The 23848-nt window shown below is 59.2% G+C and carries 42 protein-coding genes and 1 tRNA gene; 38 read left to right on the top strand and 5 right to left on the bottom strand.

The features are described from left to right. From tuf to IT585_13860, 37 genes are all read left to right on the top strand, one after another. The coding region (tuf, locus tag IT585_14040; protein MCC6964368.1) for an elongation factor Tu at positions 1 to 161 on the top strand (161 nt) is incomplete at its 5' end. 23 nt (positions 162 to 184) lie between these two features. After that, positions 185 to 493 carry a 30S ribosomal protein S10 gene (gene rpsJ / locus IT585_14035; protein ID MCC6964367.1) on the top strand — a complete coding sequence of 103 codons (309 nt, stop codon included), beginning with the start codon at positions 185 to 187 and terminating at the stop codon, positions 491 to 493. Positions 494 to 505: 12 nt separating this feature from the next. Beyond that, the gene (gene rplC, locus IT585_14030; GenBank protein MCC6964366.1) at positions 506 to 1126 is read left to right on the top strand and encodes a 50S ribosomal protein L3; all 621 of its coding nucleotides are present in this window, start codon (positions 506 to 508) and stop codon (positions 1124 to 1126) included. Position 1127: 1 nt separating this feature from the next. Beyond that, positions 1128 to 1757, top strand: coding sequence for a 50S ribosomal protein L4 (rplD, locus tag IT585_14025; protein MCC6964365.1), 630 nt, complete (start codon positions 1128 to 1130; stop codon positions 1755 to 1757). Next, positions 1754 to 2047 carry a 50S ribosomal protein L23 gene (rplW, locus tag IT585_14020; GenBank protein ID MCC6964364.1) on the top strand — a complete coding sequence of 98 codons (294 nt, stop codon included), beginning with the start codon at positions 1754 to 1756 and terminating at the stop codon, positions 2045 to 2047. Before rplD ends, rplW begins: the two co-directional genes overlap by 4 nt. A 34-nt stretch (positions 2048 to 2081) precedes the next feature. Next, positions 2082 to 2903: a 50S ribosomal protein L2 gene (gene rplB / locus IT585_14015; protein MCC6964363.1), complete on the top strand. Its 822-nt coding sequence runs from the start codon at positions 2082 to 2084 to the stop codon at positions 2901 to 2903. 15 nt (positions 2904 to 2918) lie between these two features. Next, entirely contained in the window at positions 2919 to 3242 is a 324-nt protein-coding gene (gene rpsS / locus IT585_14010; protein ID MCC6964362.1) for a 30S ribosomal protein S19, read from the top strand. 14 nt (positions 3243 to 3256) lie between these two features. Then, on the top strand, positions 3257 to 3694 hold the full coding sequence (gene rplV, locus IT585_14005; protein MCC6964361.1) for a 50S ribosomal protein L22: 438 nt from the start codon (positions 3257 to 3259) through the stop codon (positions 3692 to 3694). A gap of 14 nt (positions 3695 to 3708) precedes the next feature. Further along, positions 3709 to 4557: a 30S ribosomal protein S3 gene (gene rpsC / locus IT585_14000; protein ID MCC6964360.1), complete on the top strand. Its 849-nt coding sequence runs from the start codon at positions 3709 to 3711 to the stop codon at positions 4555 to 4557. 84 nt (positions 4558 to 4641) lie between these two features. Then, positions 4642 to 5061: a 50S ribosomal protein L16 gene (gene rplP, locus IT585_13995; protein MCC6964359.1), complete on the top strand. Its 420-nt coding sequence runs from the start codon at positions 4642 to 4644 to the stop codon at positions 5059 to 5061. A gap of 5 nt (positions 5062 to 5066) precedes the next feature. Further along, positions 5067 to 5306: a 50S ribosomal protein L29 gene (gene rpmC / locus IT585_13990; protein MCC6964358.1), complete on the top strand. Its 240-nt coding sequence runs from the start codon at positions 5067 to 5069 to the stop codon at positions 5304 to 5306. A gap of 51 nt (positions 5307 to 5357) precedes the next feature. Next, positions 5358 to 5561: a 30S ribosomal protein S17 gene (gene rpsQ, locus IT585_13985; protein MCC6964357.1), complete on the top strand. Its 204-nt coding sequence runs from the start codon at positions 5358 to 5360 to the stop codon at positions 5559 to 5561. A 3-nt stretch (positions 5562 to 5564) separates the two neighbouring features. Further along, positions 5565 to 5933, top strand: a complete 369-nt coding sequence (rplN, locus tag IT585_13980; GenBank protein ID MCC6964356.1) for a 50S ribosomal protein L14 — start codon at positions 5565 to 5567, stop codon at positions 5931 to 5933. A 4-nt stretch (positions 5934 to 5937) separates the two neighbouring features. Continuing rightward, positions 5938 to 6261 (top strand): 50S ribosomal protein L24, encoded by a 324-nt coding sequence (rplX, locus tag IT585_13975; GenBank protein ID MCC6964355.1) that lies wholly within the window; start codon positions 5938 to 5940, stop codon positions 6259 to 6261. A gap of 7 nt (positions 6262 to 6268) precedes the next feature. Next, positions 6269 to 6811 carry a 50S ribosomal protein L5 gene (gene rplE / locus IT585_13970; protein ID MCC6964354.1) on the top strand — a complete coding sequence of 181 codons (543 nt, stop codon included), beginning with the start codon at positions 6269 to 6271 and terminating at the stop codon, positions 6809 to 6811. Between the two features lie 11 nt (positions 6812 to 6822). Then, positions 6823 to 7008, top strand: coding sequence for a type Z 30S ribosomal protein S14 (locus IT585_13965; protein MCC6964353.1), 186 nt, complete (start codon positions 6823 to 6825; stop codon positions 7006 to 7008). Between the two features lie 16 nt (positions 7009 to 7024). After that, positions 7025 to 7423, top strand: a complete 399-nt coding sequence (rpsH, locus tag IT585_13960; GenBank protein ID MCC6964352.1) for a 30S ribosomal protein S8 — start codon at positions 7025 to 7027, stop codon at positions 7421 to 7423. A 16-nt stretch (positions 7424 to 7439) separates the two neighbouring features. Continuing rightward, positions 7440 to 7976, top strand: coding sequence for a 50S ribosomal protein L6 (gene rplF, locus IT585_13955; GenBank protein MCC6964351.1), 537 nt, complete (start codon positions 7440 to 7442; stop codon positions 7974 to 7976). Positions 7977 to 7988: 12 nt separating this feature from the next. Next, positions 7989 to 8363, top strand: a complete 375-nt coding sequence (gene rplR, locus IT585_13950; GenBank protein ID MCC6964350.1) for a 50S ribosomal protein L18 — start codon at positions 7989 to 7991, stop codon at positions 8361 to 8363. Between the two features lie 22 nt (positions 8364 to 8385). Then, on the top strand, positions 8386 to 8871 hold the full coding sequence (gene rpsE, locus IT585_13945) for a 30S ribosomal protein S5 (GenBank protein ID MCC6964349.1): 486 nt from the start codon (positions 8386 to 8388) through the stop codon (positions 8869 to 8871). A gap of 6 nt (positions 8872 to 8877) precedes the next feature. Next, the gene (rpmD, locus tag IT585_13940; GenBank protein ID MCC6964348.1) at positions 8878 to 9060 is read left to right on the top strand and encodes a 50S ribosomal protein L30; all 183 of its coding nucleotides are present in this window, start codon (positions 8878 to 8880) and stop codon (positions 9058 to 9060) included. Between the two features lies 1 nt (position 9061). Then, positions 9062 to 9508, top strand: a complete 447-nt coding sequence (gene rplO, locus IT585_13935) for a 50S ribosomal protein L15 (GenBank protein MCC6964347.1) — start codon at positions 9062 to 9064, stop codon at positions 9506 to 9508. Next, positions 9505 to 10821, top strand: coding sequence for a preprotein translocase subunit SecY (gene secY, locus IT585_13930; protein MCC6964346.1), 1317 nt, complete (start codon positions 9505 to 9507; stop codon positions 10819 to 10821). The genes rplO and secY overlap by 4 nt, the downstream gene beginning before the upstream one ends. After that, complete coding sequence (gene map / locus IT585_13925; GenBank protein ID MCC6964345.1) at positions 10818 to 12227, top strand: type I methionyl aminopeptidase; 1410 nt, start codon at positions 10818 to 10820, stop codon at positions 12225 to 12227. Before secY ends, map begins: the two co-directional genes overlap by 4 nt. Positions 12228 to 12231: 4 nt before the next feature. Continuing rightward, a complete protein-coding gene (gene infA / locus IT585_13920; protein ID MCC6964344.1) occupies positions 12232 to 12450 on the top strand; it encodes a translation initiation factor IF-1 in 219 nt (72 codons plus the stop codon). Positions 12451 to 12470: 20 nt separating this feature from the next. Beyond that, on the top strand, positions 12471 to 12587 hold the full coding sequence (gene rpmJ / locus IT585_13915) for a 50S ribosomal protein L36 (GenBank protein ID MCC6964343.1): 117 nt from the start codon (positions 12471 to 12473) through the stop codon (positions 12585 to 12587). Positions 12588 to 12602: 15 nt separating this feature from the next. Then, positions 12603 to 12983 (top strand): 30S ribosomal protein S13, encoded by a 381-nt coding sequence (rpsM, locus tag IT585_13910; GenBank protein MCC6964342.1) that lies wholly within the window; start codon positions 12603 to 12605, stop codon positions 12981 to 12983. 40 nt (positions 12984 to 13023) lie between these two features. Further along, the gene (gene rpsK / locus IT585_13905) at positions 13024 to 13416 is read left to right on the top strand and encodes a 30S ribosomal protein S11 (protein MCC6964341.1); all 393 of its coding nucleotides are present in this window, start codon (positions 13024 to 13026) and stop codon (positions 13414 to 13416) included. 18 nt (positions 13417 to 13434) lie between these two features. Further along, positions 13435 to 14046, top strand: a complete 612-nt coding sequence (rpsD, locus tag IT585_13900; GenBank protein ID MCC6964340.1) for a 30S ribosomal protein S4 — start codon at positions 13435 to 13437, stop codon at positions 14044 to 14046. Positions 14047 to 14068: 22 nt separating this feature from the next. Next, a complete protein-coding gene (locus tag IT585_13895) occupies positions 14069 to 15052 on the top strand; it encodes a DNA-directed RNA polymerase subunit alpha (protein ID MCC6964339.1) in 984 nt (327 codons plus the stop codon). Positions 15053 to 15068: 16 nt separating this feature from the next. Further along, complete coding sequence (rplQ, locus tag IT585_13890; protein ID MCC6964338.1) at positions 15069 to 15572, top strand: 50S ribosomal protein L17; 504 nt, start codon at positions 15069 to 15071, stop codon at positions 15570 to 15572. A 146-nt stretch (positions 15573 to 15718) separates the two neighbouring features. Further along, on the top strand, positions 15719 to 16099 hold the full coding sequence (locus IT585_13885; protein MCC6964337.1) for a hypothetical protein: 381 nt from the start codon (positions 15719 to 15721) through the stop codon (positions 16097 to 16099). A gap of 63 nt (positions 16100 to 16162) precedes the next feature. Beyond that, the gene (plsY, locus tag IT585_13880; protein MCC6964336.1) at positions 16163 to 16771 is read left to right on the top strand and encodes a glycerol-3-phosphate 1-O-acyltransferase PlsY; all 609 of its coding nucleotides are present in this window, start codon (positions 16163 to 16165) and stop codon (positions 16769 to 16771) included. A gap of 39 nt (positions 16772 to 16810) precedes the next feature. Beyond that, entirely contained in the window at positions 16811 to 17818 is a 1008-nt protein-coding gene (locus tag IT585_13875) for an NAD(P)-dependent glycerol-3-phosphate dehydrogenase (protein MCC6964335.1), read from the top strand. A gap of 74 nt (positions 17819 to 17892) precedes the next feature. Beyond that, positions 17893 to 18207: a MerR family transcriptional regulator gene (locus tag IT585_13870; GenBank protein ID MCC6964334.1), complete on the top strand. Its 315-nt coding sequence runs from the start codon at positions 17893 to 17895 to the stop codon at positions 18205 to 18207. A gap of 69 nt (positions 18208 to 18276) precedes the next feature. Further along, positions 18277 to 18349 (top strand) — tRNA-Pro (locus tag IT585_13865). 101 nt (positions 18350 to 18450) lie between these two features. Further along, positions 18451 to 19203 carry a DUF169 domain-containing protein gene (locus tag IT585_13860; protein MCC6964333.1) on the top strand — a complete coding sequence of 251 codons (753 nt, stop codon included), beginning with the start codon at positions 18451 to 18453 and terminating at the stop codon, positions 19201 to 19203. 16 nt (positions 19204 to 19219) lie between these two features. Here the strand turns inward: IT585_13860 and IT585_13855 are convergent, their stop codons facing one another. The 3 genes from IT585_13855 to IT585_13845 form a co-directional block, all read right to left on the bottom strand. Then, positions 19220 to 20137, bottom strand: coding sequence for a hypothetical protein (locus IT585_13855; GenBank protein MCC6964332.1), 918 nt, complete (start codon positions 20135 to 20137; stop codon positions 19220 to 19222). Then, positions 20124 to 21077, bottom strand: a complete 954-nt coding sequence (locus tag IT585_13850; GenBank protein ID MCC6964331.1) for a hypothetical protein — start codon at positions 21075 to 21077, stop codon at positions 20124 to 20126. Before IT585_13850 ends, IT585_13855 begins: the two co-directional genes overlap by 14 nt. 118 nt (positions 21078 to 21195) lie before the next feature. After that, positions 21196 to 22059, bottom strand: coding sequence for a kinase/pyrophosphorylase (locus tag IT585_13845; protein ID MCC6964330.1), 864 nt, complete (start codon positions 22057 to 22059; stop codon positions 21196 to 21198). 111 nt (positions 22060 to 22170) lie between these two features. Here IT585_13845 and IT585_13840 point away from each other — a divergent pair, with 111 nt between their 5' ends. After that, positions 22171 to 23034 (top strand): NAD(P)-dependent oxidoreductase, encoded by an 864-nt coding sequence (locus IT585_13840; protein ID MCC6964329.1) that lies wholly within the window; start codon positions 22171 to 22173, stop codon positions 23032 to 23034. Here IT585_13840 and IT585_13835 read toward each other — a convergent pair. Further along, a complete protein-coding gene (locus tag IT585_13835) occupies positions 23027 to 23257 on the bottom strand; it encodes a hypothetical protein (protein MCC6964328.1) in 231 nt (76 codons plus the stop codon). The genes IT585_13840 and IT585_13835 overlap by 8 nt on opposite strands. 92 nt (positions 23258 to 23349) lie before the next feature. Further along, a complete protein-coding gene (locus tag IT585_13830) occupies positions 23350 to 23781 on the bottom strand; it encodes a hypothetical protein (GenBank protein MCC6964327.1) in 432 nt (143 codons plus the stop codon). Between the last annotated feature and the right edge of the window lie 67 nt (positions 23782 to 23848).

Below are 23848 nucleotides of genomic sequence, written 5' to 3'. Positions count from 1 at the left end.
TCAAGTTGCCGGATGGCGTGGAGATGGTGATGCCGGGGGACAACATCCAGATGGAAGTGGAGCTGATCATGCCGATCGCGATGGAGAAGGAACTGCGGTTCGCCATTCGCGAGGGTGGTCGCACCGTGGGCGCCGGCGTCGTTGCCGAGATCATCGCGTAAGGAGCAGGGAGTAATTCATGGCGATCCCCGGACAGAAAATCAGAATTCGTTTGAAAGCGTTCGATCACTACTCGCTCGACCGCTCGACCAAAGAAATCGCCCGTACCGTCCTGCGCACCGGCGCGCGGATTGCCGGGCCGATTCCGTTGCCGACCAAGCGCACCGTCTATACCGTGCTGCGCTCGCCCCACGTCGACAAGAAATCGCGCGAGCAGTTCGAAACCCGCGTGCACAAGCGCCTGATCGACATCTATGAGTCGACGCCGCAAACCGTCGATGCCCTCATGAAGCTCGACTTGCCGGCCGGCGTTCACGTGGAGATCAAGGTTTAAGAGAGGAGCGCCATGAAGGCATTGCTTGCAAAGAAAATCGGCATGACGCGCCTGTTCCAGGAAAACGGCACCGCCCTCCCGGTGACCCTCCTGCACACCGGCCCCAATGTCGTTGTGCAGATCAAGACCAAAGCCAATGACGGCTACGACGCTGTCCAGGTCGGTCTCGGCCCGCGCCGCGAAAAGTCGCTGTCCAAGCCGGTGCTCGGTCATCTTAAGAAAGCCGGCGTCAAGCCGGTCGCCCGGCTCGGCGAAATCCAGCTCGAAAGCATGGACGGCATCGCCGTCGGCCAGGAAATCAAAGCCGACCTCTTCCAGGTCGGCGAAATCGTCGACGTTATCGGCACCAGCAAGGGACTTGGCTTCCAGGGAACCGTCCGCCGCCATAAGTTCGCCGGCGGTCCGGTCACGCACGGTCAATCCGACCGTCTGCGCGCTCCCGGCTCGGTCGGCGCGTCTTCCTATCCGTCGCGCACCTTCAAGGGCCAGCGTATGGCGGGACGCATGGGCGGCGAACGCGTCACCGTCCGTAATATCAAGGTCGTGCTCGTCGATACCGAGACCAATGTCATCGGCGTCATGGGCGCGGTCCCCGGCAAGAACAACACTTGGGTGAAGATCAGAAAGAAATAGTATGGCAACCGCGAAGAAATATTCCGCTGACGGCAAGGCTGCCGGCGAACAGGCGCTCTCCGATGCGCTCTTTGCCGCCGAAGGCAAGCCTTATAGTCTTCACCAGAACGTGAAAGTCTACCTGGCTAACCAGCGCCAGGGCACGCACGATACGTTGGGTCGCGCCGAAGTTTCGGGTGGCGGCGCCAAGCCGTGGAAACAAAAAGGCACCGGCCGCGCCCGCTCCGGCAGCAACACCTCGCCGCTCTGGCCGGGTGGCGGCGTCACCTTCGGCCCGCAGCCGCGCGATTACACGCTGAAGCTGCCGAAGAAGGTGCGTCGGCAGGCGATCAAGACCGCGCTCTCGGCCAAAGCCGCCGACGGCCGCGTCATGGTCGTCGATGCCCCCAGCCTCGACAAACCGCAGACCAAGGTCGTGGCGCAGATGCTTGCCGGCATGAACGTCGCCGGCTCGCGCGTCCTCTTCCTGGTCTCGGGCGTCGACAAAAATCTCGAAATGTCGTGCCGTAATATCCCGGGTCTGACCTACAAGCGCGCGGCTCTCGCCAGCGCCTATGATCTGGTTCACTCCGATTATCTGGTCCTGACGCCGGCGGGTCTGAAAGAGTGCGAGGAGGTCTGGACAAAATGAAGGAACCGCGTAAGGTCGTCAAGACGCTCCTGATCAGCGAAAAATCGCTGGTGACGCGCGACAAGTACAACGGCTACGTCTTTGAAGTCGCCGGCGACGCCAACAAGATCGACATCAAGAACGCCATCGAGAAGCTTTACGACGTCAAAGTCGTCAAGGTCACGACGCAGAACAACCCCGGCAAGCAGCGCCGTCTCGGCCGCAACCGTCCGGGCTACACCAAAGACTGGAAGAAGGCCGTCGTCAAGTTGGCGAAGGACCAGAAAATCCAGGAATTCGAAAGTATCTAAGCGACGGCGGTAGAGAAGAGGATTACATAGAACTATGGGACTGAAATCATTCAAACCGCATACTAACGGCCGGCGCCACATGACGGTGCTCACCTTCGATGAGATCACCACCACCGTGCCGCAGAAGTCGCTGCTCGAGCCGTTGCGCAAAACCGGCGGCCGCAACAACCTCGGCCGCGTCACCGCTTTCCAACGCGGCGGCGGCCACAAGCGGATGTACCGCATCATCGACTTCAAACGCGACAAGCGCGATATCCCCGCGGTCGTTGCCACGATCGAATACGATCCGAATCGCTCGGCCCGTATCGCGCTGCTCAAATACGCCGACGGCGAGAAGCGTTATATCATCGCGCCCGACGGCCTCAAAGTCGGTGAAACGATCATCGCCAGCGAAAATGCCGAAATCAAAGTCGGCAACTGTCTGCCGATCGAAAAGATACCGCCCGGCACCTTCATCCATAACGTCGAGCTGCAGGCCGGTCGTGGCGCCCAATTGGGCCGCGCCGCCGGCACCATGATTCAGCTCATGGTGAAGGAAGGCGATATCGCCCACCTCAAACTGCCCTCCGGCGAAGTTCGCCTGGTCAAGCTGAACTGCTACGCCACCATCGGGCAGGTGGGCAATATCGAACACGACTCGGTCTCGATCGGTAAAGCCGGCCGCAGCCGCTGGCTCGGCATTCGTCCCTCGGTGCGCGGCGTCGCCATGAACCCGGTCGACCACCCGATGGGCGGCGGCGAAGGCAAATCGTCCGGCGGCCGTCACCCTTGTTCACCCTGGGGTCTGAAATCCAAGGGACTCAAGACGCGCAAAAGTAAAAACTCTGATAAGCTGATCATCAAGCGGAGGAAGTAGGAGTAGGATAGAACCATGGCACGTTCTCTGAAGAAGGGTCCATTTATTGACCAGAGTCTCATGAACAAGATTTTGGCGATGAACGCCGCCGGCGACAAGAAAGTCGTCAAGACATGGTCGCGTCGCTCCACGATCTCCCCGGAATTCGTCGGGCATACGCTCGCGATTCATAATGGCAATAAGTTCATCCCGGTTTACGTCACCGAAAATATGGTCGGTCACAAACTGGGTGAATTCGCCCCGACCCGCACGTTCCGCGGTCATTCGGGACAAAAGTTAACTGAGAAGACGACCAAGGTCGCGCCGGCGCCCGCCGCTCCGGCTCCGCCGAGCAAGTGAGGAAGTAACCGCCCATGTACACCGAAGCAACAGCCCGAGCGCGCTTTCTCCGCATGTCCGCCCGTAAGGTGCGCCTGGTCGCCGATCTCGTCCGCGGCATGCGCGTCGATAAGGCGCTGGCAACCCTTAACTTCGTCCAGAAGGGCGCCGCGGATCCGGTGAAGAAAGTCGTCAAATCGGCCGCCGCCAATGCCATGAGCAGCGTCGGCACCGCCCGGCTCAAACCGGAAGACCTGACCGTCTCGACCATCTTCGTCGACGGCGGCCCGGCCTACAAGCGTTACCGCGCCGCCTCGATGGGCCGCGCCGCACCAATCAAGCACCGCCTCTGCCACATCACCGTGGTCGTCAGCGGTGAAGCTCGCGAAGAGCGCCGCGCGCGCAAAGCCAAAGCCGCCGGCAAAGAAACGAAAGACGTGAAAGAAACGAAGACTACCAAGTCTGAAAGCTGATAGAGGAGAGCGCATTGGGTCAGAAGACACACCCGGTAGGTATCCGACTGGGAATCATCCGCAGCTGGAATTCGAAATGGTTTGCCGAACGCAACGTCGGTGACCTCGTTGCCCAGGACATCAAAATCCGCCGGTACATCGATCAGCGGCTGGAAAACGCCGGCCTCGCCAACATCGAGATTCTCCGGGACCCCAAAAAGGTCACCGTGGATATCCATACCTCGCGTCCGGGCATCGTGATCGGTCGCAAGGGGATCGAAGTTGACAAGCTGCGCGAAGAGCTGCGGCTGCTCGCCAATAGCGACGTGACCCTCAATATCATCGAAGTCAAGCGGCCGGAACTCTCTGCCCGTCTGGTGGCCGACTCGATCGCCCGCCAGTTGGAAGGCCGTATCAGCTTCCGGCGGGCCATGAAGAAGTCCCTCAGCGCCACCATGAAGATGGGCGCCGAAGGCATCAAGATCATGTGCGGCGGCCGCCTCGGCGGCGCCGAAATCGCCCGCTCCGAAAAGTACATGGAAGGCCGGGTGCCGTTGCACACCCTCCGCGCCGATATCGACTACTCCACCTCGACTGCCCATACCGCCTACGGCTGTATCGGCGTCAAGGTCTGGATCTGTCGCGGCGAAATCCTGGATCGCATGGGCGCGGCCACCGAGCGCAAAAGCGACGATCAGTCGCAGCAGCAAGCGCCGCAGCGCGATGATCGCCGGCGGTTTGACCGCCAGGATCGCGGCCGCGGTGATCGCGGCGACCGCGGCGGCCGGCGGGGTGGTCCCCAGCAACCGCAGGCGCGCGGGCGCATCCGCAAAACCCGCCATCAGGATGATCAGTCAGGCGACCGGGGGCCGGCCAAACAATAGATTTGGTGACAAATCACTTGCGGGCCCACGATCGGGCCAATATATTGCAAGTCTGTCACTTTTGAGAAACTGGAGTAGACGACTATGTTAATGCCAAAAAGAATCAAGTATCGCCGGCATCAGCGCGGCCGTCGCCGGGGGCTGGCCTATCGCGGCAGCAACATCGATTTCGGCGAATTTGGTCTCAAGGCATTAGAGCCGGCCTGGATCACGAATCGCCAGATCGAAGCCGCCCGTGTGGCCCTGACCCGCCACATCAAACGCGGCGGCAAAATCTGGATTCGCATCTTCCCCGATAAGCCGGTCTCGAAAAAACCGCTCGAAACCCGTATGGGCAAGGGCAAAGGCGCCCCGGAATTCTGGGTCGCCGTCGTCAAACCGGGCCGCGTCCTCTTTGAAATCGAGGGCGTTCCCCAGAAACTGGCGGAAGAAGGAATGCGCCTCGCCGCGTCCAAGCTTCCCATCAAAACCAAATTCGTGAAACGCGAAGCCGCGGCGGCGTAAGGATTATGAAAGTCGAATTGATACGCGACCTGACGCGCGATGAAGTCCTGCAGAAAAAACGCGAGCTCGAAGAAGAACTCTTCAACCTCCGTCTTAAGAAGAAAACCAAGCAGGCGCAAAACCCGGTGCGCATGCGCTTCCTGCGCCGCGACCTGGCCCGCATCATGACGGTCCTGCGCGAAGAAGACCTGGGAATCAAAAAGCTCGCTGAAAATGCGACGCTTTCGTTGGATAAGAAGGAGTAAGGGTTGAGAAACTCTCGCAAGACCAGAGTCGGCATCGTCGTGTCCAACAAGATGCAGAAAACCATCACCGTCCAGATGGAACGCACCATGAAGCACCCGCTGTACTCGCGCGTGATCAAGAGCCGCTCCAAGCTGTACGCCCACGACGAGAAGAACGAAGCCGGCATCGGTGATAAAGTGCTGGTCATGGAAACTCGGCCGCTGTCCAAGCTCAAACGCTGGCGGCTGGTCAAGGTACTTGAGAAGGCGGTATAGGGAATGATTCAGGAATACACGCGGCTAAACGTGGCCGACAACTCGGGCGCGAAGCGCGTGATGTGCTTCCGCATCCTCGGCGGCTCCAAGCGCCGCTACGCCCGCATCGGTGACATCATCGTCTGTACGGTCAAGGATGCCATTCCGGGCGGTACCGTGAAGAAATCGGAAGTCTGCCGCGCCGTCGTCGTGCGGACCCGTGAAGCCACCCGCCGCAAAGACGGCTCGACGGTGCGCTTCTCGGAAAACGCGGCCGTCATTATTAACGATCAAAAAGAGCCGCGCGGCACCCGTATCTTCGGGCCCGTCGCGCGTGAACTCCGCGAAAAGCAGTTTATGAAGATCGTTTCGCTGGCTCCGGAGGTTGTGTAGCGTCATGAGAATTCGCAAAGGCGATACGGTGAAAGTCCTCAGCGGCAAGTACCGCGGCAAGACCGGCCGCGTCCTGATGGTCAACCCGGAGAAAATGCGGGTCTGGGTCGAAGGCGTCAACCTGGTCAAGCGCCATAGCCGCCCGACGCAGAAGAACCCCAAGGGCGGAATTGTTGAGAAAGAAGGCTCCTTGCACTTGTCCAACGTCATGCTGATGGACAGCAAGGCCGGCCAGGCGACTCGCGTCGGTTTCGAATACCTGCGCGACGACAGAGGCCGCGTCACCTCGAAAGTTCGCGTGAGCAAGAAGACGGGAGAAGTGATCTGAAGGCGTTATGGCACGGCTGAAAGAGTTTTATAGGAACGAAGTTGTACCGCGTTTGCTCAAAGAAGGCGGATACAAGAACGTGATGGAAGTTCCGAAGATCGAAAAGATCGTCGTGAACATCGGGCTCGGCGAGGCGATTCAAAACGCCAAGGCGATGGAAGCCGCCACCGGCGACTTGACCACCGTCACCGGCCAGAAGCCGCTGGTGCGGCGCGCCAAGAAAGCGATCTCGAACTTCAAGCTGCGCGAAGGCATGCCGATTGGCGTCGCCGTCACCTTGCGCCGCGAACGGATGTACGAGTTCCTCGATCGCCTGGTCACCGTCGCGTTTCCGCGCGTCCGCGACTTCCGCGGAATTTCGCCCAAGTCGTTCGACGGCCGCGGCAATTACACCATCGGCCTGAAAGAGCAAATTATCTTCCCGGAAATTGACTACGATAAAATCGACAAGATCCGGGGCATGAATATCACGATTGTTACCTCGGCGAAAACGGACGAAGAGGCCCTGCGCCTGCTGACGTTCATGAAATTGCCGTTCCGAAAGTCGTAAGAGGAGCACGCTTGGCCAAAACCTGTCTGATTAAGAAGCAGGAACGCAAACCGAAGTTTGCGTCGCGCGCCTACAACCGCTGCCGTCGCTGCGGCCGCCCGCGCGCCTTCATTCGCCGCTTCGGCGTCTGCCGCATCTGCTTCCGCGAACTGGCGCTCGCCGGCGACCTGCCGGGCGTCGTCAAGGCGAGTTGGTAGAGAGGGAAGAAAACGAATGACTACCACCGATCCCATTGCGGATATGTTGACCCGCATCCGAAACGGATGCAAAGCCAAAATGAAAAAGGTCGACGTCCCCGCGTCGCGCGTCAAACGCGAGATCGCCCGCTTGCTCGAAGAGCATCGGTTTGTCAAGAAGACCGTCGAGGTCAAGGACGACAAACAGGGCATCCTGCGCATCTACCTGCGCTATACCAAGAACGATGAACCCGTCATTCGCGGCATCCGCCGCGTCTCGCGCCCCGGCTTGCGCCAATACCATGGCAAAGACAAGCTCCATCGCATGCGCTTCCAGATGGGCGTTACCATCGTCTCCACCTCGCGTGGACTCATGACCAACGACGAGGCGGTCCGCGAAGGCGTCGGCGGCGAAGCGCTGTGCTACGTCTGGTAGGAAGAGGAACGAACCGATGTCGAGAATAGGCAAAGCACCGGTCTCCGTGCCGGACAAGGTCAAGATCGAGATCAAGGGCAGTGACGTCAAAGTCACCGGCCCCAAGGGAACGCTGGAACGGACCCTGCACCCCTCGATGAAGCTCACGCTGGATAAAAACGTCGTTACCGTTGAGCGGCCCGGCGACAGCAAATTCCACCGCGCCCTCCACGGCCTCACCCGCCAGTTGATCTTCAACATGGTCAAGGGTGTCACCGACGGCTTCCAGCGCGAACTGGAAATCCAGGGCGTCGGTTACCGCGCCGAGCAGGTGGGCAAGAATCTGAAAATCCTGGTCGGATATTCCCATCCGATCCTGGTCCGTCCCGTCCCCGGCATTACGCTGGCTCTGGACGACCCGACCCACATCCGCGTGTCGGGCATCGATAAAGAACTGGTCGGCTTGACCGCCGCCAAAATTCGCGGCTTCCGTCCGCCCGAGCCGTACAAGGGCAAGGGCATTCGCTATAAGAACGAGGTCGTTCGCAAGAAGGCCGGAAAGACCGCAGCTTAGTAGGGTATCGTTATGGCAGATAAGATCGCAAACAAACAGTGGATGCAGCACCGGCGCCAGTTGCGCGTGCGCAAGAAAGTCCTCGGCACGCCGGCCCGGCCGCGCTTGACCGTCTTTCGCTCGACACGCAATGTCTACGCCCAATTGATCGACGATATCGCCGGCGTCACGCTCGTCTCCTGTTCGAGCATCGACAAAGACATGATCGAAACGGTCAAAGCCGCCAAGAAAAAATCCGAACTGTCGGTCTTGGTCGGCGAAGGCGTCGCTAAAAAAGCGCTCGCGAAAGGGATCGAAAACGTCGTCTTCGATCGTAATCGCTATGAATACCACGGCCGCATCAAGGCCGTCGCGGACGGCGCCCGCAAAGCTGGTTTGAAGTTTTAGGCAATTTGCAGAGGGATTAAGCTTGGCTCGCTACGAAACAGACGAAGTCCAACTTCAGGAAAAAGTCATCCATATCAACCGCGTCGCGAAAGTGATCAAGGGTGGACGGCGTTTCTCCTTTACGGCCATCGTCTCGGTCGGCGACCGGCAGGGTAATGTCGGCGTCGGACTGGGCAAGGCCTCCGAAGTTGTGGATGCGATTCGCAAAGGCACCGAGGCGGCTCGCAAAGGCATGGTGAAGGTCTCGATTCTCAAAGGCACGATTCCGCACGAAATCATCGGCCGTTACGGCGCCGCACGCGTGCTCCTCAAACCGGCTTCCCCCGGTACCGGCGTCATCGCCGGCGGCACCGTCCGCGCCATCCTCGACGCCGCCGGCGTCCAGGATATCCTCACCAAGTCGCTCGGTTCCACCAGCCCGCACAACGTCGTCAAGGCGACCATGGACGGCCTGTTGCGCCTGCGCACCCGCGAGGAACAGCGCAGCTACCGCGAGGTGGAGGCGTAGTCGCTCATGGCCAAGCAACTCAAAATCACGCTGGTCAAAGGACTGTCCGGCCATATCCAGGCGCACCGCGACACCGTCGCTGCCCTCGGCCTGCGCAAACTGCATCACTCCGTGATCAAGCAGGACACGCCGCAGATCCGCGGCATGGTCAAGTCGATTTCGTATCTGCTCAAGGTGGAGGAACTGTAGGATGAAACTCAACGAACTCAAAAAGCCCGCCGGTTCCACTACCAGTCGCAAACGCGTCGGCCGCGGCCCCGGCTCCGGGTTGGGCGAGCAGTCCACCCGCGGCGGCAAGGGCGCTCGCGCCCGCGCCGGCTTCAAGTATAAAGCCTGGCACGAAGGCGGTCAGATGCCGCTCGTCCGGCGCCTCCCCAAGCGCGGCTTCCGCAACTACACCCGCGTCGAATATCAGGTTGTCAATGTCGCTGATATCGACCGCAAGTTCGCGTCTGGCGGTGAGATCACCCTCGCGGCGCTCCACCAGGCCAAGCTGATCAAGTCCCTGAACCTGCCGGTCAAGGTTCTCGGTAACGGTGAATTGAAGAAAAACGTGACGATTAAGGTGCACGCTGCGTCCCAGTCGGCGATCGACAAGGTGACCGCCGCTGGAGGGAAGGTAGAAATCGTCAAGTGATCGAAAAAATACAGAACATCTTTAAAGTCAAGGAGCTGAGGGAGAGGATTCTGTTCACCCTCGGCATTTTGATTGTATACCGCATCGGCAGCCACGTCCCGACGCCCGGCATCGATGCGGCGTTGTTGCAGCAGTTCTTCACCGCTCAGGCCGGCACGCTCTTCGGCATGTTCGACATGTTCGTCGGCGGCGCCTTCCAGCGCGCGACGATCTTTTCGCTCGGCATTATGCCGTATATCTCGGCGTCGATTATCATCCAGTTGCTCACGCCGATTTTCCCGTATTTCCAGCGCCTGGCCAAGGAAGGGGAAGAGGGTCGTCGCAAGATCACCCAGTACACCCGTTACGGCACCGTGCTCATCGCCATGCTGCAGGCCTTCGGCGTCGCCGTCTGGCTGCAGTCGCTGCAACCCGAACCCGGCGTCTCCGTGGTCATCAACCCCGGTCCCGGTTTCGTCGCGCTGTGTATGATCACCTTCACCGCCGGCACGATCTTCATCATGTGGCTGGGTGAGCGTATCACCGAACGCGGTATCGGCAACGGTATTTCGCTGATCATCTTCATCGGCATTATCGCCACCTTCCCGCGCGCCGTCATCGACTCCTTTACCGATCTGCAGACCGGCACCCGCACCATCTTCTCCGAGTTGCTGGTGGTCGCGATTATCGTCGTCGTCATCGGCGCCATCGTGCTCGTGACCCGCGCCCAGCGCCGGATCCCGGTTCAGCACGCCAAGCGTATCGTCGGCCGCAAGGTCATGGGTGGCGTCACGACCCATCTGCCCCTCTCGGTCAACACCGCCGGCGTCATTCCGATTATCTTTGCCCAGTCGATCATGTTCGCCCCGGCCACTCTGCTGACGCTCTTCCCGCAGTCAACCTTCATCCAGGACTTCGTCAGCTTGTTCACGCCGGGTCATGTCGTCTATAGCATCGTCTACGCCCTGATCATCGTCTTCTTCGCTTACTTCTACACGGCCATCGTCGTCAATCCGATCGATATGGCCGACAACATGAAGAAGCAGGGCGCCTTTATTCCCGGCATTCGTCCGGGTCGCAGCACCGCCGAGTACATTGACAAGGTGCTCACGCGCATCACGCTGCCCGGTGCGATTTTCTTCGCCCTGATTGCCATTTTGCCGTACATCATGATCAACCTGTTTGACGTCAAGTACTACTTCGGCGGCACGGGTATTCTGATCGTGGTCGGCGTGGCGCTGGATACGCTGCAACAGGTCGAATCGCACCTGATCATGCGGCATTACGAGGGCTTCATGAAACACGGGCGCATCAAGGGGCGGTCGACGCTTTGAAACGCCTGATTCTCCTCGGCGCCCCCGGTTCCGGCAAAGGAACTCAGGCAAAGGTGCTGGCCGAGCGGTTGGGTGTGGCTCACCTCTCCACCGGCGACATCTTGCGCGCCGAAGTTCGCGACGCTACGGCTCTGGGCAACAAAGCCCGGGAGTTTATGGATAACGGGCAACTGGTGCCCGATTCGCTGATCCTTGACATGATCGCTGAGCGGCTCAACGCCGCCGACGTTCGCACCGGCTTCATCTTCGACGGTTTTCCGCGCACGCTCGCGCAAGCCCAGGGGCTCGACCAACTGGCGGCTGCCCGCGGGATCGCGATCGACGCCGTCATCAACCTCGAAGTCGCCGACGAGGCCATCGTCACGCGCCTGAGCGCGCGTTCGACTTGCTCGACCTGCGGCACGATCTACAACGATCTGTCGAAGCCGCCGCAGCATCCCGGCCTCTGCGATCTCGACCAGGGTCTCTTGCACCGCCGGCCCGACGACAATCCGATGGTTATCCGCCATCGGCTCAGCGTGTACCACCAGCAGACCAAACCGCTGGAACAATACTACACGCAGAAAGGTTTGATGATCAGCATCAAGGGTGATGACCCGGTGGATGCGGTCACGCAGAATATCCTTGCGCAATTGGAGAGCGCGAAAAAAAAAAGACAAATGATCGAGTTGAAGTCGAAAGCTGATGTCGCCAAAATTGCCGAAGCCGGCCGCATTGTCGCCCAAGCGCACAAGCTGGTGGAGAAGATCCTGGCTCCCGGCATCGAAACCGCGGAAATCGACCGCCAGGTGCGCAACCTGATCGAGTCGGAGGGCGGCGTGCCGTCGTTTCTCGGCTACCGTGGCTATCCGGCGTCGGTCTGCATCTCGATCAATGAGGTGATCGTTCACGGCATCCCCGGTAAACGGAAGATCAAGGATGGCGATCTGGTTTCGGTCGATGTCGGTGTCTACAAGGACGGCTTCCATGCCGACGCCGCGCGCACTTTCGTAGTCGGCCGGGCCAGTGAAGAAAAGCAGAAGATCACCCGCGTCGTGCGCGAGTCGCTCGAAGCCGGAATCCGCGTCGGCCGCGCCGGCAAGCGCCTCGGCGAAATCTCGGCCGCGATTCAAGAGCACGCCGAAGTCAACGGCTTCTCGGTCGTCCGCGACCTCGTTGGCCACGGCGTCGGCCGCATGCTCCACGAGGATCCGCAGGTGCCCAATTTCGGCGCCCCGACCTCCGGCCCGGTGCTGAAAACCGGCATGGTTCTGGCCATCGAGCCGATGATCAACGCCGGTACTTATGAAATCGAAACTCTGGATGACGGCTGGACTATCGTCACGGCCGACCGCAAAGTGTCCGCTCACTGGGAAAACACTTACGCGGTCACCGACGACGGCCTGATTCCCTTGACGGTAAACTGAAGGAATGAGCAAAGAAGCGACAATCAAGGTCGAAGGCAAAGTGATCGAGCCGCTGCCCAACGCGATGTTCCGCGTCGAACTCGACAACGGTCACAAAGTCCTCGCCCACGTCTCCGGCAAGATGAGGATGCACTTTATCAAGATCCTGCCGGGCGACAAGGTGACGCTCGAGCTGTCGCCCTACGACCTCAGCAAGGGCCGGATCGTTTATCGTTACAAATAGGCAGATTGGGAGATTGTGATATGAAAGTTCGTTCATCGGTCAAGCCGCGCTGTGAGCACTGTAAGGTGATCCGCCGTCACGGCGTGATTCGCGTCATTTGCAAAAAGAACCCGCGCCACAAACAGCGCCAGGGTTGATTGTAGGAGGAGAGAGTGGCTCGTATAGCAGGTGTCGATCTGCCGCGTGATAAGCGTCTGGAAGTCGCCTTAACGTATATCTTTGGTCTTGGCCGGTCCTCGGCCCACCAGATTCTCAAGAAGACCGGTATCAGCCCCGACCTTCGCGTCCACAAAATGACCGAAGAAGACGTCGCCCGGCTGCGCCAGGTGATCGAAAACGAGTACCGCGTCGAAGGCGTGTTGCGCAGCGAAGTCGCGATGAATATCAAGCGCTTGATCGATATCGGCTGCTATCGCGGCCTGCGGCACCGCCGCGGCCTCCCCGTGCGCGGCCAGCGCACCCGCACCAACGCCCGGACCCGCAAGGGACCGAAGCGGACCGTGGCCGGCAAGAAGAAAACACCGACCAAGTAAAACGCATGCGATTTGTTGATTGGAGATAGAGGAGTAATCTTTGGCTAATCCTAAACCCAAAGGCAAGAAGAAGAAAGCGCGCCGGATCGATTCCGTCGGCGTCGCTCATATTCAGTCGACGTTCAATAACACGATCATCTCGATCACCGATTCGACCGGTGGCGTGATCGCGTGGTCGTCAGCCGGACGTTCCGGTTTCAAAGGCTCGAAAAAGTCGACGCCGTTCGCCGCCCAGTTGGCGGCCGCAACCAGCGCCAAGGAAGCAATCGATCAGGGATTGCGCAAAATCGAGGTCTGGGTCAAGGGCCCCGGATCCGGCCGCGAAGCTGCCATCCGCTCGCTCCAGGCCGCCGGCCTCGAAATCATGGCGATCAAAGACGTCACGCCAATCCCGCATAACGGCTGCCGCGCTCCCAAACGGCGCCGCGTGTAAGGATGATGAGGTAGTTTTATGGCAAGATATACTGGTCCGAAACACCGCATGTGCCGCCGTCTCGGCGAAAAAGTCTGCGATGCCATCAAGTGTCCCGTGGACCGTCGTCCTTATGCTCCCGGCCAGCACGGCCAGAACATGCGCCGCAAGGTTTCCGAATACGGCATCCAATTGCGCGAAAAGCAAAAAGTCCGCGCTATCTACGGCGTGCTCGAAAAGCAGTTCCATAACTACTTCGAACGCGCCAACGCCATGAAGGGCATCACCGGCGAAAATCTGCTCCAGCTGCTTGAACGCCGCCTCGACAACGTCGTCTTCCGGCTCGGCTTTGCTCCGACCCGGCGCGCGGCGCGCCAGCTGGTCCGCCATCGCCACTTCCTGGTCAACGGCGATATCGTCGACATTCCGTCGTTTCAAGTGAAACCCCACGACGTGATTCGCGTTAAAGAAAAGTCGCGCAAGCTGGACATCATCCACATGGCGCTTAAAGACGCTGATCGCTCCGCGGACCTTCCGTGGCTGCGCGTCAATAAGGCCGCACTCGAAGGCGAATTGCTCGAAGTTCCCAAGCGCGCCGATATCCCGACGCCGGTCTCCGAGCAGTTGATCGTGGAATTGTACAGCAAGTAGTCTATCAAGGAGAGTAGGACTGATGAGGTGGAAAAACCTGGTGCTGCCCAAAGAGGTGGTCACCGAAGAACTGTCGGAAAACCAGCGCTACGCCCGCTTCGTGCTCGAACCGCTGGAACGCGGCTTCGGCGTTACGATCGGCAATGCGCTCCGGAGAATTCTGCTCTCGGCGATTCAGGGCGCAGCCGTGACCTCGCTGCGCATCGAAGGGGTGCAGCACGAATTCTCGACGATCCCCGGAGTCTATGAAGACGTCACCCAGATCGTCCTGAATCTCAAGAAACTGCGTCTGAAAATGCACTCGGATGACCCCAAAATCCTGACCCTGCCGATTACCGGCAAGGGCAAGTATACGGCCGGGATGATCGAAGTCGGTCCCGACATCGAAATCCTTAACCCCGACCTGCACATCATCGAGTTGACCGAGGACAAGAAATTCAAAATCGAAATCGACGTCGATCTCGGGCGCGGCTACGTCCTCGCTGACCAGAACAAACGCCCCGACAAGCCGGTCGGCAGCATCTTCGTCGATTCGCTTTTCAGCCCGGTGATCAAAGTCAACTACACGGTCGAGAACACCCGCGTCGGTCAGCGGACCGATTATGACCGCCTGACGCTGGAAGTCACCACCGACGGCTCCCTCACACCGGAGGAATCGATCGGCTACAGCGCCAAGCTGCTCGCCGACCATCTCCGCTACTTCATCCATATCGACGAGGATATCGTCCCCGTCGAAGAGAAGAAGGAAGACGAGGAAACCGTCAAAGTTCGCAACCTGCTCAACACCCGCGTCGACGAGCTCGAGCTCTCGGTGCGTTCCTCCAATTGCCTGCGCGCCGCCAATATCCAGACCCTGCGCGATCTCGTCCAACGCAGCGAGTCGGATATGCTCAAGTATCGCAACTTCGGCCGCAAGTCGCTCACCGAGTTGACCGCGATTCTGGAAGAACTGGGTCTGAGCTGGGGCATGGACCTGAGCCGCTATCAATCAGCGGATCAAAATTAGGAGCTGATCGATCATGCTGCATCACGGTAGAAAAACCCCCAAGCTCAGCCGCACGGCGACGCACCGGCATGCGCTGCTGGCCAACATGGCCGCCGCGCTCTTCTTGAACTCCAAGATCACCACCACGTCGCCCAAGGCCAAAGCCTTGCGCCCGTTCGTGGATCGGCTGATCGTCAAGGCCAAAGACGGCTCGCTCCATAGCCGCCGCCAGGTCGCGGTCTATATGCCGCACAAGGAGGCGCTCAAGAAGCTCTTCAAGGAGATTGCTCCCAAGATGACCGAGCGCTCGTCCGGCTTCAGCCGCGTCGTCAAGGCCGGTTTCCGCCGCGGCGATATGGCCGAACTCTCGGTCGTGGAACTGCTGATGGACAAGCCCGCGGAAGCGGTGGAGAAGACCGAGGGCGGTGCCAAGAAGAAAGCCGCTAAGTCGTCCGGCAAGTCGGGCGGCAAGTCGGCGGGGAAGTCCAAAGCCGGAAAGCCGAAAGCCAAGGCGAAAGCCGCCAAGGCCGCCAAAGAATAGACAGATCTTTCCTGTCGCCAGTTTTCGGCGGACGATCCTTCGTCCGCCGTTTTCATTTCCCGCATTTCTTGCTTGTTCCGTTCCTCTGAGCGCAGTAGCTTGCGCGCGGATAAACCTGATATCCATTTCGGGAGGAGACAAGAGTTATGGGCAAGGGCTGCAAGATCGTAATGATCGTCGGGATCATCCTGCTGGCGATCTTAGTGGGCGGACTGGTGCTGAGCTATTTCTACTGCTCGGAGATCATGACCAGCCTGATCAAGAAGTCGGTGGATTCGCTCGAAACTGAAGTATTAAACAACCTGCCGGAGGGCTTTACCGTCGATGACGTCAAGGCGCGCTTTGCCGAGTTCAAAGACGTCGTCCTGAAACAAACTCAAGCGGGCAAGATTACTCCGGAAGTGCAAGCATGGGCGCAAGATGTCCAGAAGGCGCTCGCGGACAAGAAAATCAGCAAAGAAGAACTCGAGCAGTTGTTTGATCAGATGAAGAAGATCGTCTCTCAAGCAACATCCTCCGGTTCGTAGCTGTCCTGACCAGACTCAACACACTCGGGGCGGGTTACTGGCCCGCCCCAACTCATGCTACCTATGCTTTCAGCAGCTCTTATCATCGTGGCCGCTTACCTGCTCGGCTCAATCCCTTTCTCCGTCATCGTCGGTTATCTCTTTGCTGGAGTTGATGTTCGCAAGCACGGTTCAGGTAATGCCGGAGCCACCAACGTCTACCGCGTTGCCGGCTTGCCCGCCGCAATCATTGCCGGTGTCCTCGATGTCCTCAAAGGTGCTCTGCCCGTTATCGCTGCCAAGTCGCTTGCACCAGATCTTCACTGGCTCCCCCTGGTTGCCGGTGTCGCCGCTGTCGTCGGTCATATCTTTCCGATCTTCGCCGGATTTCGCGGTGGCAAAGGCGTCAACACTTTGCTCGGGATGTTCCTCATTCTGCTTCCGCTCGAAATCGCCCTGAGCTTCGGCGTCTTCGCCGTCGTCTTCGCGGCCACGCGCATTGTCTCGCTCGGCTCGATCTGCGCTGGAGTATCACTTTCATTGATCGTGCTAATCGAAAAGTACATAATGGCGAAAAATATCCCGACCCTCTTACTTTCCGCTTGCTTCGGCGTGACTCTGCTCATATTATTCACGCACCGAGCGAACATCAGACGACTGTTGCGGGGTCAAGAGCGTAAGCTCTCTCGTTAAGTTTGTCTGTTCCGGTTTGTCCCGTTGGTGCGGAGTGCTATGGCCAGAGTTTCGGTTCTTGGAGCAGGTGGATGGGGAATTGCCGTCGCCAATCTTCTGGCCGGCCTCGACCACCATGTCACGCTCTGGAAGCACGACCCGACCTCCGTCCGCAACCTGATCCTCACCCGGCGCGACAACTCCAAATTGCGCGGCGTCGAGATCCACCAGGATATTCATATCACCCACGACGTCGATGAAGTGATGAACGACCGCGACGCCGTGATTATTGCGATCCCGGCTCAGCACGTGCGCCACATCTGTGAACGCATCCTCGCCACCGGCCGACCGGTGCCGCTGCTGATCTCGCTCTCCAAAGGCATCGAGGTGATCTCGCTTAAGCGCATGTCGCAGGTCATCGCCGAGGTGTTCGGCGATGACATCCTCGATCGTCTCGTCGTTGTCTCCGGCCCGTCCCACGCCGAGGAGGTCGCCCGCGCGATCCCCACCTCCGTGGTCGCTGCCGGCAAGAACCACGCCAACCGCACCGAAGTCCAGCACCTGCTCTCGACCCCGTCGTTCCGCGTCTACACCTCCGAGGATGTCATCGGCGTCGAGTTGGGCGGTGCCCTCAAGAACGTCATCGCGCTGGCCGCCGGCATCACCTACGGCCTGCGTCTCGGCGATAACACCACCGGCGCCTTGCTGACTCGTGGTCTGGCGGAAATGACCCGCCTCGGCCTCAAGATGGGTGCGGACGCCGAAACCTTTGCCGGACTTTCGGGCTTGGGCGACCTTGTCACCACCTGTATCTCGTCCTTCAGCCGCAACCGCTCGGTCGGTGAGCGCATCGGCCTCGGCGAACGTCTGCCCGAAATTCTCAGCTCGATGACCCAGGTTGCGGAAGGCGTTCCGACCACGCGGGCAACCGTCCGCCTGGCCGAACGCTTCCAGGTTGATATGCCCATTACCCGTCAGGTTTACGCCGTCTTGTTTGACTCCAAGTCTCCCGCTCAGGCGGTTAGCGAACTGATGAACCGTGAACTCAAGAGCGAGGTCTATTGTTAGCGTCAGATTGCGAGCGTGAGTCCGTGAAGAACGAAGAAGATAAACTCTACTACTCCATCTCTGAAGTCGCCGAAATGACCGACGTCAAGCCGTATGTCTTGCGCTTCTGGGAAAAGGAGTTCCCCCAACTGCGGCCCAAAAAGAACCGCGGCGGCAATCGCGTCTACCAGAAACGCGAGATTGTCCTCGTGAATCGCATCAAGGCTCTTCTTTACGACGAGGGCTATACCATCGAAGGCGCGCGGCAGAAACTCTCCGATACCGCGCCCGAAATTCGCCGCGAGGACAAAATCATTGAGCTGCTCAGCCAGGTCAAACGTGAGCTGATGGAACTGGAGCGCTTTCTCCATCTGAACAAGCCCAACGGCGACGGTCCCCATTCGTCTTGAGCGCCGGCGCTCATCTTTTCCGTTGTTCCTGCCGCCGCTTCCGCTTATTATATCCGCGCATTTCGCAATCGGGGTGTGGCGCAGTTGGTAGCGCACTCGCTTGGGGTGCGAGAGGTCGGCAGTTCAAGTCTGCTCGCCCCGATGTGATTTTCCGCGAATGCCCCTCATTTCGCTTGCCCCCCGGTTCATTTTTGGCCTGATTTCTGCCGGTGATTGCCTAACGTTGACTTCCGCGAGGTGTTTATGACTACTGCAATCGTCGGTTCTTTCATCGAGCAGTGGCGGCGGTTCTTCGCCACTGCCGATCTGCCCATCGCCTTCTATTACTCCAATTCCGCTGACGGCTGCGCGCCGCCCACCGGCCGCGCGCACTGCATGATTGCCGAACTCGGCGCCGTCCGCAACGGTCGCGCTGTCGCCTTCTCCGCCGACTCGATCCACTGCGGCGGCGGCAAGACCTACTCCGGCTTCTCCACCCACTTGCGCGACGAGTTCGAGTACTTTCTCTCCTGCGGTATCCCCGGCAAACTCGAAGGCGAACGCTACAAGAAATCCCCCGAACTGGTACGCGAACACCTCAAGTCGCAACAACCCTTTGCCGCGCCCGCGAAATACCTGGTCTTCAAACGTCTCGACCAGTTGGCCGCCTCCGATCAGCCGCTGGCCGTCGTCTTCTTTGCCACCCCCGACCTGCTCGCCGGACTCTTTACGCTCGCCAATTTCGGCGCGCCCGATCCGAACGGCGTCATCGCGCCTTTCTGTTCCGGCTGCTCTTCAATTATCTTTTATCCGATGCATGAAGGGAAGTCCGCCACCCCACGCGCGACCCTCGGGATGTTTGATGTCTCTGCGCGCCCGCATCTCCCGGCCACCATGTTGACCTTCGCTGTGCCCTGGGCGAAATTCGTCACTATGACCGTGAATATGCCCGAAAGCTTCTTGATTACGGAATCATGGGAGGCCGTGCGCAACCGTCTGGAGCGCGCACACTCATAGGCTCCGGGTAAGCGTCTTAGGGGAACAACGGATCGCCGCTATTGAGATCGATTGGCGGTGGGGGAGGGGGAGGCGGCGGATTCGGAGTCAGCGCCCGACGTGTACCACGATGGAAACATTGTCCCGCTACTGGTACACCTAACTGATAGAATGCCACCGGACACAGCATATGCCGCCCCATCGTCTGGCGGTCGGCCGCCGTCATCGCCGTGTTGTGCTGAACCGTCGCCGCGGCAATTCCCACTCCCGATATCGCGTGAATATCGGCCACGGCTGCCTGCCAGCGCGGATTTGTCGCCCGGTTCTCGCACTCGGCTTTCCCGTGACAGATTTCGTGCCACGCCGCCCGCGCCAGCATCTGCGCATACTTCTCGTTGTACTGCGCATCCTGCATGTCGATCGTGATCCGATCGACGAATACCTCCGATACCAGAGGAAAATCGTCGCTGAAAATCACCGTGCGTCCCGAGTTGTCGCCCGCCGCATCCGCATCGGCAGTATTGAAGTAGGTATCAATGTCGGACTGCGTCACATTCTGGAATCCCGGCGGCCGCTGCAGCTCCTGTGCCAGAATAATTCCGGCGCGCCGCTCGGTCGGATCGGAGGGCGCGCGCCGGGCTCGTGATCCGGTCAGATAGACGATCGGCTCCTTGATGTCGACCGTCAACCCCGCCCAGTTCGGATTACTGCTGGCATCCGCCGGCACCTCAATCACCGCCACCGTCTGATCGCGCGAACCCTCGTGCGGAATACTCGCCACGCTGTCCTGCATCAACTGCCTCAGGACTTCCTTGAAGCGCGTAACAATCGTCGCCTGCGCCGCCGCCACGCTCGGATGCGTCGAGGTCAACTGCATGATGCTGCCGGATGCCCCAATCGCCATCGGCACCATCGGCTTCTTGATGATGAAGAAATAGACGTTATACGCCGGCATTCGTTCCCTCCGCCGGCGCCGGCGGCTCCTTCTGACATCCTGAACAACTGCTCGACTTCGTCCCTTGATTGGCCGCCTTCAAGAAAAACTTGAACGGCCCCGGCGGGACATCCTCGACTCGAACATGCCCTTGCTCGTCCAGCGAACCGGTCTTCTGCGTTCCGTCCGCCAGCACGATTACGTACTCTTGTCCCGCTGCCGGATGGCCCTCGTCATCGAGATACGTCACTTCGATCCAGTCCTTGAAAAGCAGCAACCCCGATTCTTGATTTCGGCCGTACTCCTGCTCCTCCACCGTGACCGTGAAGAAGTACTCCGGCGGATTATAATGGTTGCCGTACTCGGCCAGTTCCGCTTCGGTCGCGATTTCGTCCGTATCCTCGAAGTACTGATACTCCCACTGCAATTCGATCCGCTCGTTGAACACCTGCGTCTGGATTTCGGCAATCTTATCGTGTGCACCGTCGCGGTCGTGCTCGTAAATCGTCACCTTCGCTGGAATGCTATCGGCCACATTCTTCACCTTCGCCTTCAGCGTCAATTGATCGCCGCGCCGCGCTTCGGTTGCGCTCCATTGCAGGTCGCTGACGATGATCGGCGGCACCACCGCGATCCGGTTCGATTCCAGCTCCAGTCCGTGGCGGGGAAGTTTGACCTTGAAATACACCAGGTCGCCGACCTTGAGCGTGTCCGGGATCGCAATCTTGCCGACGAACTTGTTGTTGCGAATCTTGTCGCTCACACTGCCGACCGCCTTGCCGGCATTGGTCTTGGCCGCAATCTCGATCGGGGCGTCGAAGCCGACAAAACTGGTGCCGACCTCTAGGAACGCCTCGCCCCCCAGCGGGGCTACGCCCGACTTCCAGACCGCGAAAATGATCGACGAATCCAGCGTGATCCGGTTGTCGGTGTCGGTGCCGATATTGTAGTTGGTTTCCATCTCTAATCAGCGACGAATTTGATCCACGTCAGCCCCGGCGGTATAATAGCGATCGCCGCCGCGCTTGACAACGTTAAACTCTTGCTCGGGAGTACTGTCGGACGGGAGGTGCCCCGGTTCAAACGAAATCGCGCGGAGTTTCGACCCGAATCTTCAGGATGCCCAGGATTTCCACCGCGACCTCTTCAATCGCCCGCCGTGTGACATCCACCATCTCCCAGCCTTGCTCGCGGTACATCATCCGGCAAAAGCGCAGCTCGCTGCGGATCTGGTTGATGTCGTGGTAGGGCAGGATCTGCTCCTTCTTCGAGTCGTCCCCCATCAACAGCTCCGCCCGTTCCTCCCGGACCCGCATCAGTTCGTTGCCGCTGATCATCAACCCGACCACGATCCTGGGCCGCGCATAACTCACCCGCTGAATCAATGCCCGCTTGAAATGCTCGTCCGGAATAATCGGGATATTGACCACCTTCAACCCGAAATTGCACGCCAGGTACATGCTGATCGGCGTCTTGCACGTCCGCGACAATCCCACCAGGACGACGTCCGCCTCCTCGATCCGGTGCCCGCGGCCGTCATCGTGCTCGACCGTATAGCCGATCGCATCCAGCTTGCGGTAGTAGTTGTCGTCAACGATCTGCAGCAATCCCGGCTTGAACTCGGGATGCACCCCCAAAAACTTCGACAGCGTCTTGACCATCGGCCGCAGTACGTTGATATGCAGGATACCGCGCGCCTCCAGCTCTTCATGAAAATATTCCGCCAATTCCGCCGAAATAATCGAGTACACCAGCAGGCTCTCACTGTCAATATCCTTGACGATCTGATCGACCTGCTCCTTGGACTGCACCCCCTGATAGGTCTTCTTGATCGCGAACGCCACCTCCTGGTCGGCGTATTGCGCCAATACGGCATCCAACAGGCGCTTGGCCGTGCGGCCGGTGCCGTCCGAGATGATGACGATTTGCTTGACCTTGGCCACTGATTGATTTTCCGATTCCATGGCACGATAACAGGGCTAAATTCTTTTTTCAATACTGTTATCGACCTGATCGCGTAGATTCAGCAATCGCAAATCGCAAAGGAGTCTTCTATGAATACTGGATTTATCGGCCTCGGCAACCTCGGTACCGCTATCGCCCGCCGCTTGCTGGCCCGTGATGTCCCGCTTACCGTCTGGAACCGCACCGTCTCACGCGCCGAAACCCTTAATGTCGTTATTGCCGAATCGCCGCGCACCTTGATTGAATCCTGCGACCCCATCTGCCTTTGCCTCTTTGACAGCAATTCCGTCCGTGCTGTCCTTGAAGGCGACCGCGGTCTCCTCGCCGCCGCGCGCGGCCGCACCATCATCGACTTCTCGACCAACCACCACGAGGAAGCCGTCAGCTTCCACGATCTCGTCCGCGCCGCCGGTGGCTCATATCTTGAAGCGCCGGTCTTGGGCAGCGTCATTCCGGCTTCCCAAGGCAGCCTGACCATCCTGATCAGCGGCGACAGCAACGTCTTTCAGCACCATCGGCCGCTGCTGGATTTCGTCGGCAAGACTATCTTCTTCCTGGGTGCGCCGGGTCTGGCCTCGCGCATGAAGCTGATCAATAACTTCCTTCTCGGGACGTTTATGGCAAGCATTGCCGAAGCCGCCGCCCTTTCCGAGGCCTCCGGCATCCCGACCGCAACCGCGCTCGATATCCTCGCCGCCGGCGCCGGCAATTCCGCTATCCTCAACGCCAAACGCGACAAACTCCTGCAGCACGACTTCACACCGCACTTTTCTGCGGCCTTGATTCACAAGGATCTGGCTTACCTAAATGATCTGGCGCGGAGTCGGGAAGTCGACAATACTCTGGGTGAGGCCGTCCGCGCTCTCTATGCGCGAACCCTCGACTGCGACCCGCACCATCGCGACCTGAGTTGCGTTTACGAAGTCTTTGCGAATCGAAGTAAGCTTAGTTGACCTGCGCGCCGTCATCCTTGTGCGGCGCCAACATCAACATCGCCACCGCCAGGATCGGTAGCAGCAACATGATTCCGGTCAGAAGCCCCGCGCTCGACTGCATTACCTGACCCTCTAAGAAATTGGTCAGACCGCAAATCGAGGTGAGCACCAGAAACCAGTACAGCCCCGCAATCGTCAGCACGCCTTTGGCTATCGTAGAAAAATTGATTCGTCGCAACATTTCCGCCTCAAAAACACTCTATTTATCGGTGCCCGATATAAGAGTTTCACGTGCCGCGGGCAAATAAAATCCAAAATCAGTCGGCAATTTTCTTACAGCTGGCGCAGATAGCGGTAGTACGCGAGACTCGAAACGAACAACCCAAAACCGACCGCGAAGTAGAACGGCGACAGATAGACCTTGGGAACCCCTGAGTGCCGCAGCCCGTAACCCATCGCCATCATGACCAATGCAATCAGGTACGAGCGGACGTTCTGAAACGCAAAAACACACACCTTTTCCTGCCCCGGCGCCTGTGCCATAATTCGATCTAAGTTCTTGTCTATCAACCTGATAAACATCGAGCGGAAATACAGCCAACCTGCCGTCAGTGCAATCAGTCCAAAGACCACCGCCAACCACAACTCCGCCCGGATCAGCCATACCGTCGCCAGTGTCATCAAGAATAGCCCCACTGCCGACCACAGAATCCCGGCAATCAGTATCAGAGTGGAACGCTTGGCGGCCGGCTTGCGCAGGTTCATCGGCAACTTCGCTCCCTCAAAATCGGATTGGCACCATCAGCGGAATTGTCAATTCGATCCCGCCCGT

The sequence above is a fragment of the Candidatus Zixiibacteriota bacterium genome, assembly GCA_020853795.1.
Classification (GTDB): domain Bacteria; phylum Zixibacteria; class MSB-5A5; order CAIYYT01; family CAIYYT01; genus JADJGC01.
Note: the sequence above shows the minus strand (reverse complement) of the source record. Positions and strands in the feature narration are given on the sequence as shown.

What these genes read in the sequence shown, in the direction of transcription:
- rplX (MCC6964355.1), top strand. Translation starts at nt 5,938, where the DNA reads ATGAGAATTCGCAAAGGCGATACGGTGAAAGTCCTCAGCGGCAAGTAC.
- rpmC (MCC6964358.1), top strand. Translation starts at nt 5,067, where the DNA reads ATGAAAGTCGAATTGATACGCGACCTGACGCGCGATGAAGTCCTGCAG.
- plsY (MCC6964336.1), top strand. Translation starts at nt 16,163, where the DNA reads ATGCTTTCAGCAGCTCTTATCATCGTGGCCGCTTACCTGCTCGGCTCA.
- IT585_13870 (MCC6964334.1), top strand. Translation starts at nt 17,893, where the DNA reads ATGACCGACGTCAAGCCGTATGTCTTGCGCTTCTGGGAAAAGGAGTTC.
- rpsD (MCC6964340.1), top strand. Translation starts at nt 13,435, where the DNA reads ATGGCAAGATATACTGGTCCGAAACACCGCATGTGCCGCCGTCTCGGC.
- IT585_13830 (MCC6964327.1), bottom strand. Translation starts at nt 23,781, where the DNA reads ATGAACCTGCGCAAGCCGGCCGCCAAGCGTTCCACTCTGATACTGATT.
- rpmD (MCC6964348.1), top strand. Translation starts at nt 8,878, where the DNA reads ATGGCCAAGCAACTCAAAATCACGCTGGTCAAAGGACTGTCCGGCCAT.
- rplF (MCC6964351.1), top strand. Translation starts at nt 7,440, where the DNA reads ATGTCGAGAATAGGCAAAGCACCGGTCTCCGTGCCGGACAAGGTCAAG.
- rplN (MCC6964356.1), top strand. Translation starts at nt 5,565, where the DNA reads ATGATTCAGGAATACACGCGGCTAAACGTGGCCGACAACTCGGGCGCG.
- rplP (MCC6964359.1), top strand. Translation starts at nt 4,642, where the DNA reads ATGTTAATGCCAAAAAGAATCAAGTATCGCCGGCATCAGCGCGGCCGT.
- rpsH (MCC6964352.1), top strand. Translation starts at nt 7,025, where the DNA reads ATGACTACCACCGATCCCATTGCGGATATGTTGACCCGCATCCGAAAC.
- IT585_13860 (MCC6964333.1), top strand. Translation starts at nt 18,451, where the DNA reads ATGACTACTGCAATCGTCGGTTCTTTCATCGAGCAGTGGCGGCGGTTC.
- IT585_13895 (MCC6964339.1), top strand. Translation starts at nt 14,069, where the DNA reads ATGAGGTGGAAAAACCTGGTGCTGCCCAAAGAGGTGGTCACCGAAGAA.
- rplE (MCC6964354.1), top strand. Translation starts at nt 6,269, where the DNA reads ATGGCACGGCTGAAAGAGTTTTATAGGAACGAAGTTGTACCGCGTTTG.
- IT585_13840 (MCC6964329.1), top strand. Translation starts at nt 22,171, where the DNA reads ATGAATACTGGATTTATCGGCCTCGGCAACCTCGGTACCGCTATCGCC.
- rpsS (MCC6964362.1), top strand. Translation starts at nt 2,919, where the DNA reads ATGGCACGTTCTCTGAAGAAGGGTCCATTTATTGACCAGAGTCTCATG.
- IT585_13875 (MCC6964335.1), top strand. Translation starts at nt 16,811, where the DNA reads ATGGCCAGAGTTTCGGTTCTTGGAGCAGGTGGATGGGGAATTGCCGTC.
- rplB (MCC6964363.1), top strand. Translation starts at nt 2,082, where the DNA reads ATGGGACTGAAATCATTCAAACCGCATACTAACGGCCGGCGCCACATG.
- rplO (MCC6964347.1), top strand. Translation starts at nt 9,062, where the DNA reads ATGAAACTCAACGAACTCAAAAAGCCCGCCGGTTCCACTACCAGTCGC.
- rplR (MCC6964350.1), top strand. Translation starts at nt 7,989, where the DNA reads ATGGCAGATAAGATCGCAAACAAACAGTGGATGCAGCACCGGCGCCAG.
- rplD (MCC6964365.1), top strand. Translation starts at nt 1,128, where the DNA reads ATGGCAACCGCGAAGAAATATTCCGCTGACGGCAAGGCTGCCGGCGAA.
- IT585_13850 (MCC6964331.1), bottom strand. Translation starts at nt 21,077, where the DNA reads ATGGAAACCAACTACAATATCGGCACCGACACCGACAACCGGATCACG.
- rplC (MCC6964366.1), top strand. Translation starts at nt 506, where the DNA reads ATGAAGGCATTGCTTGCAAAGAAAATCGGCATGACGCGCCTGTTCCAG.
- infA (MCC6964344.1), top strand. Translation starts at nt 12,232, where the DNA reads ATGAGCAAAGAAGCGACAATCAAGGTCGAAGGCAAAGTGATCGAGCCG.
- IT585_13835 (MCC6964328.1), bottom strand. Translation starts at nt 23,257, where the DNA reads ATGTTGCGACGAATCAATTTTTCTACGATAGCCAAAGGCGTGCTGACG.
- rplW (MCC6964364.1), top strand. Translation starts at nt 1,754, where the DNA reads ATGAAGGAACCGCGTAAGGTCGTCAAGACGCTCCTGATCAGCGAAAAA.
- IT585_13885 (MCC6964337.1), top strand. Translation starts at nt 15,719, where the DNA reads ATGGGCAAGGGCTGCAAGATCGTAATGATCGTCGGGATCATCCTGCTG.
- IT585_13855 (MCC6964332.1), bottom strand. Translation starts at nt 20,137, where the DNA reads ATGCCGGCGTATAACGTCTATTTCTTCATCATCAAGAAGCCGATGGTG.
- rpmJ (MCC6964343.1), top strand. Translation starts at nt 12,471, where the DNA reads ATGAAAGTTCGTTCATCGGTCAAGCCGCGCTGTGAGCACTGTAAGGTG.
- rplV (MCC6964361.1), top strand. Translation starts at nt 3,257, where the DNA reads ATGTACACCGAAGCAACAGCCCGAGCGCGCTTTCTCCGCATGTCCGCC.
- rpsQ (MCC6964357.1), top strand. Translation starts at nt 5,358, where the DNA reads ATGCAGAAAACCATCACCGTCCAGATGGAACGCACCATGAAGCACCCG.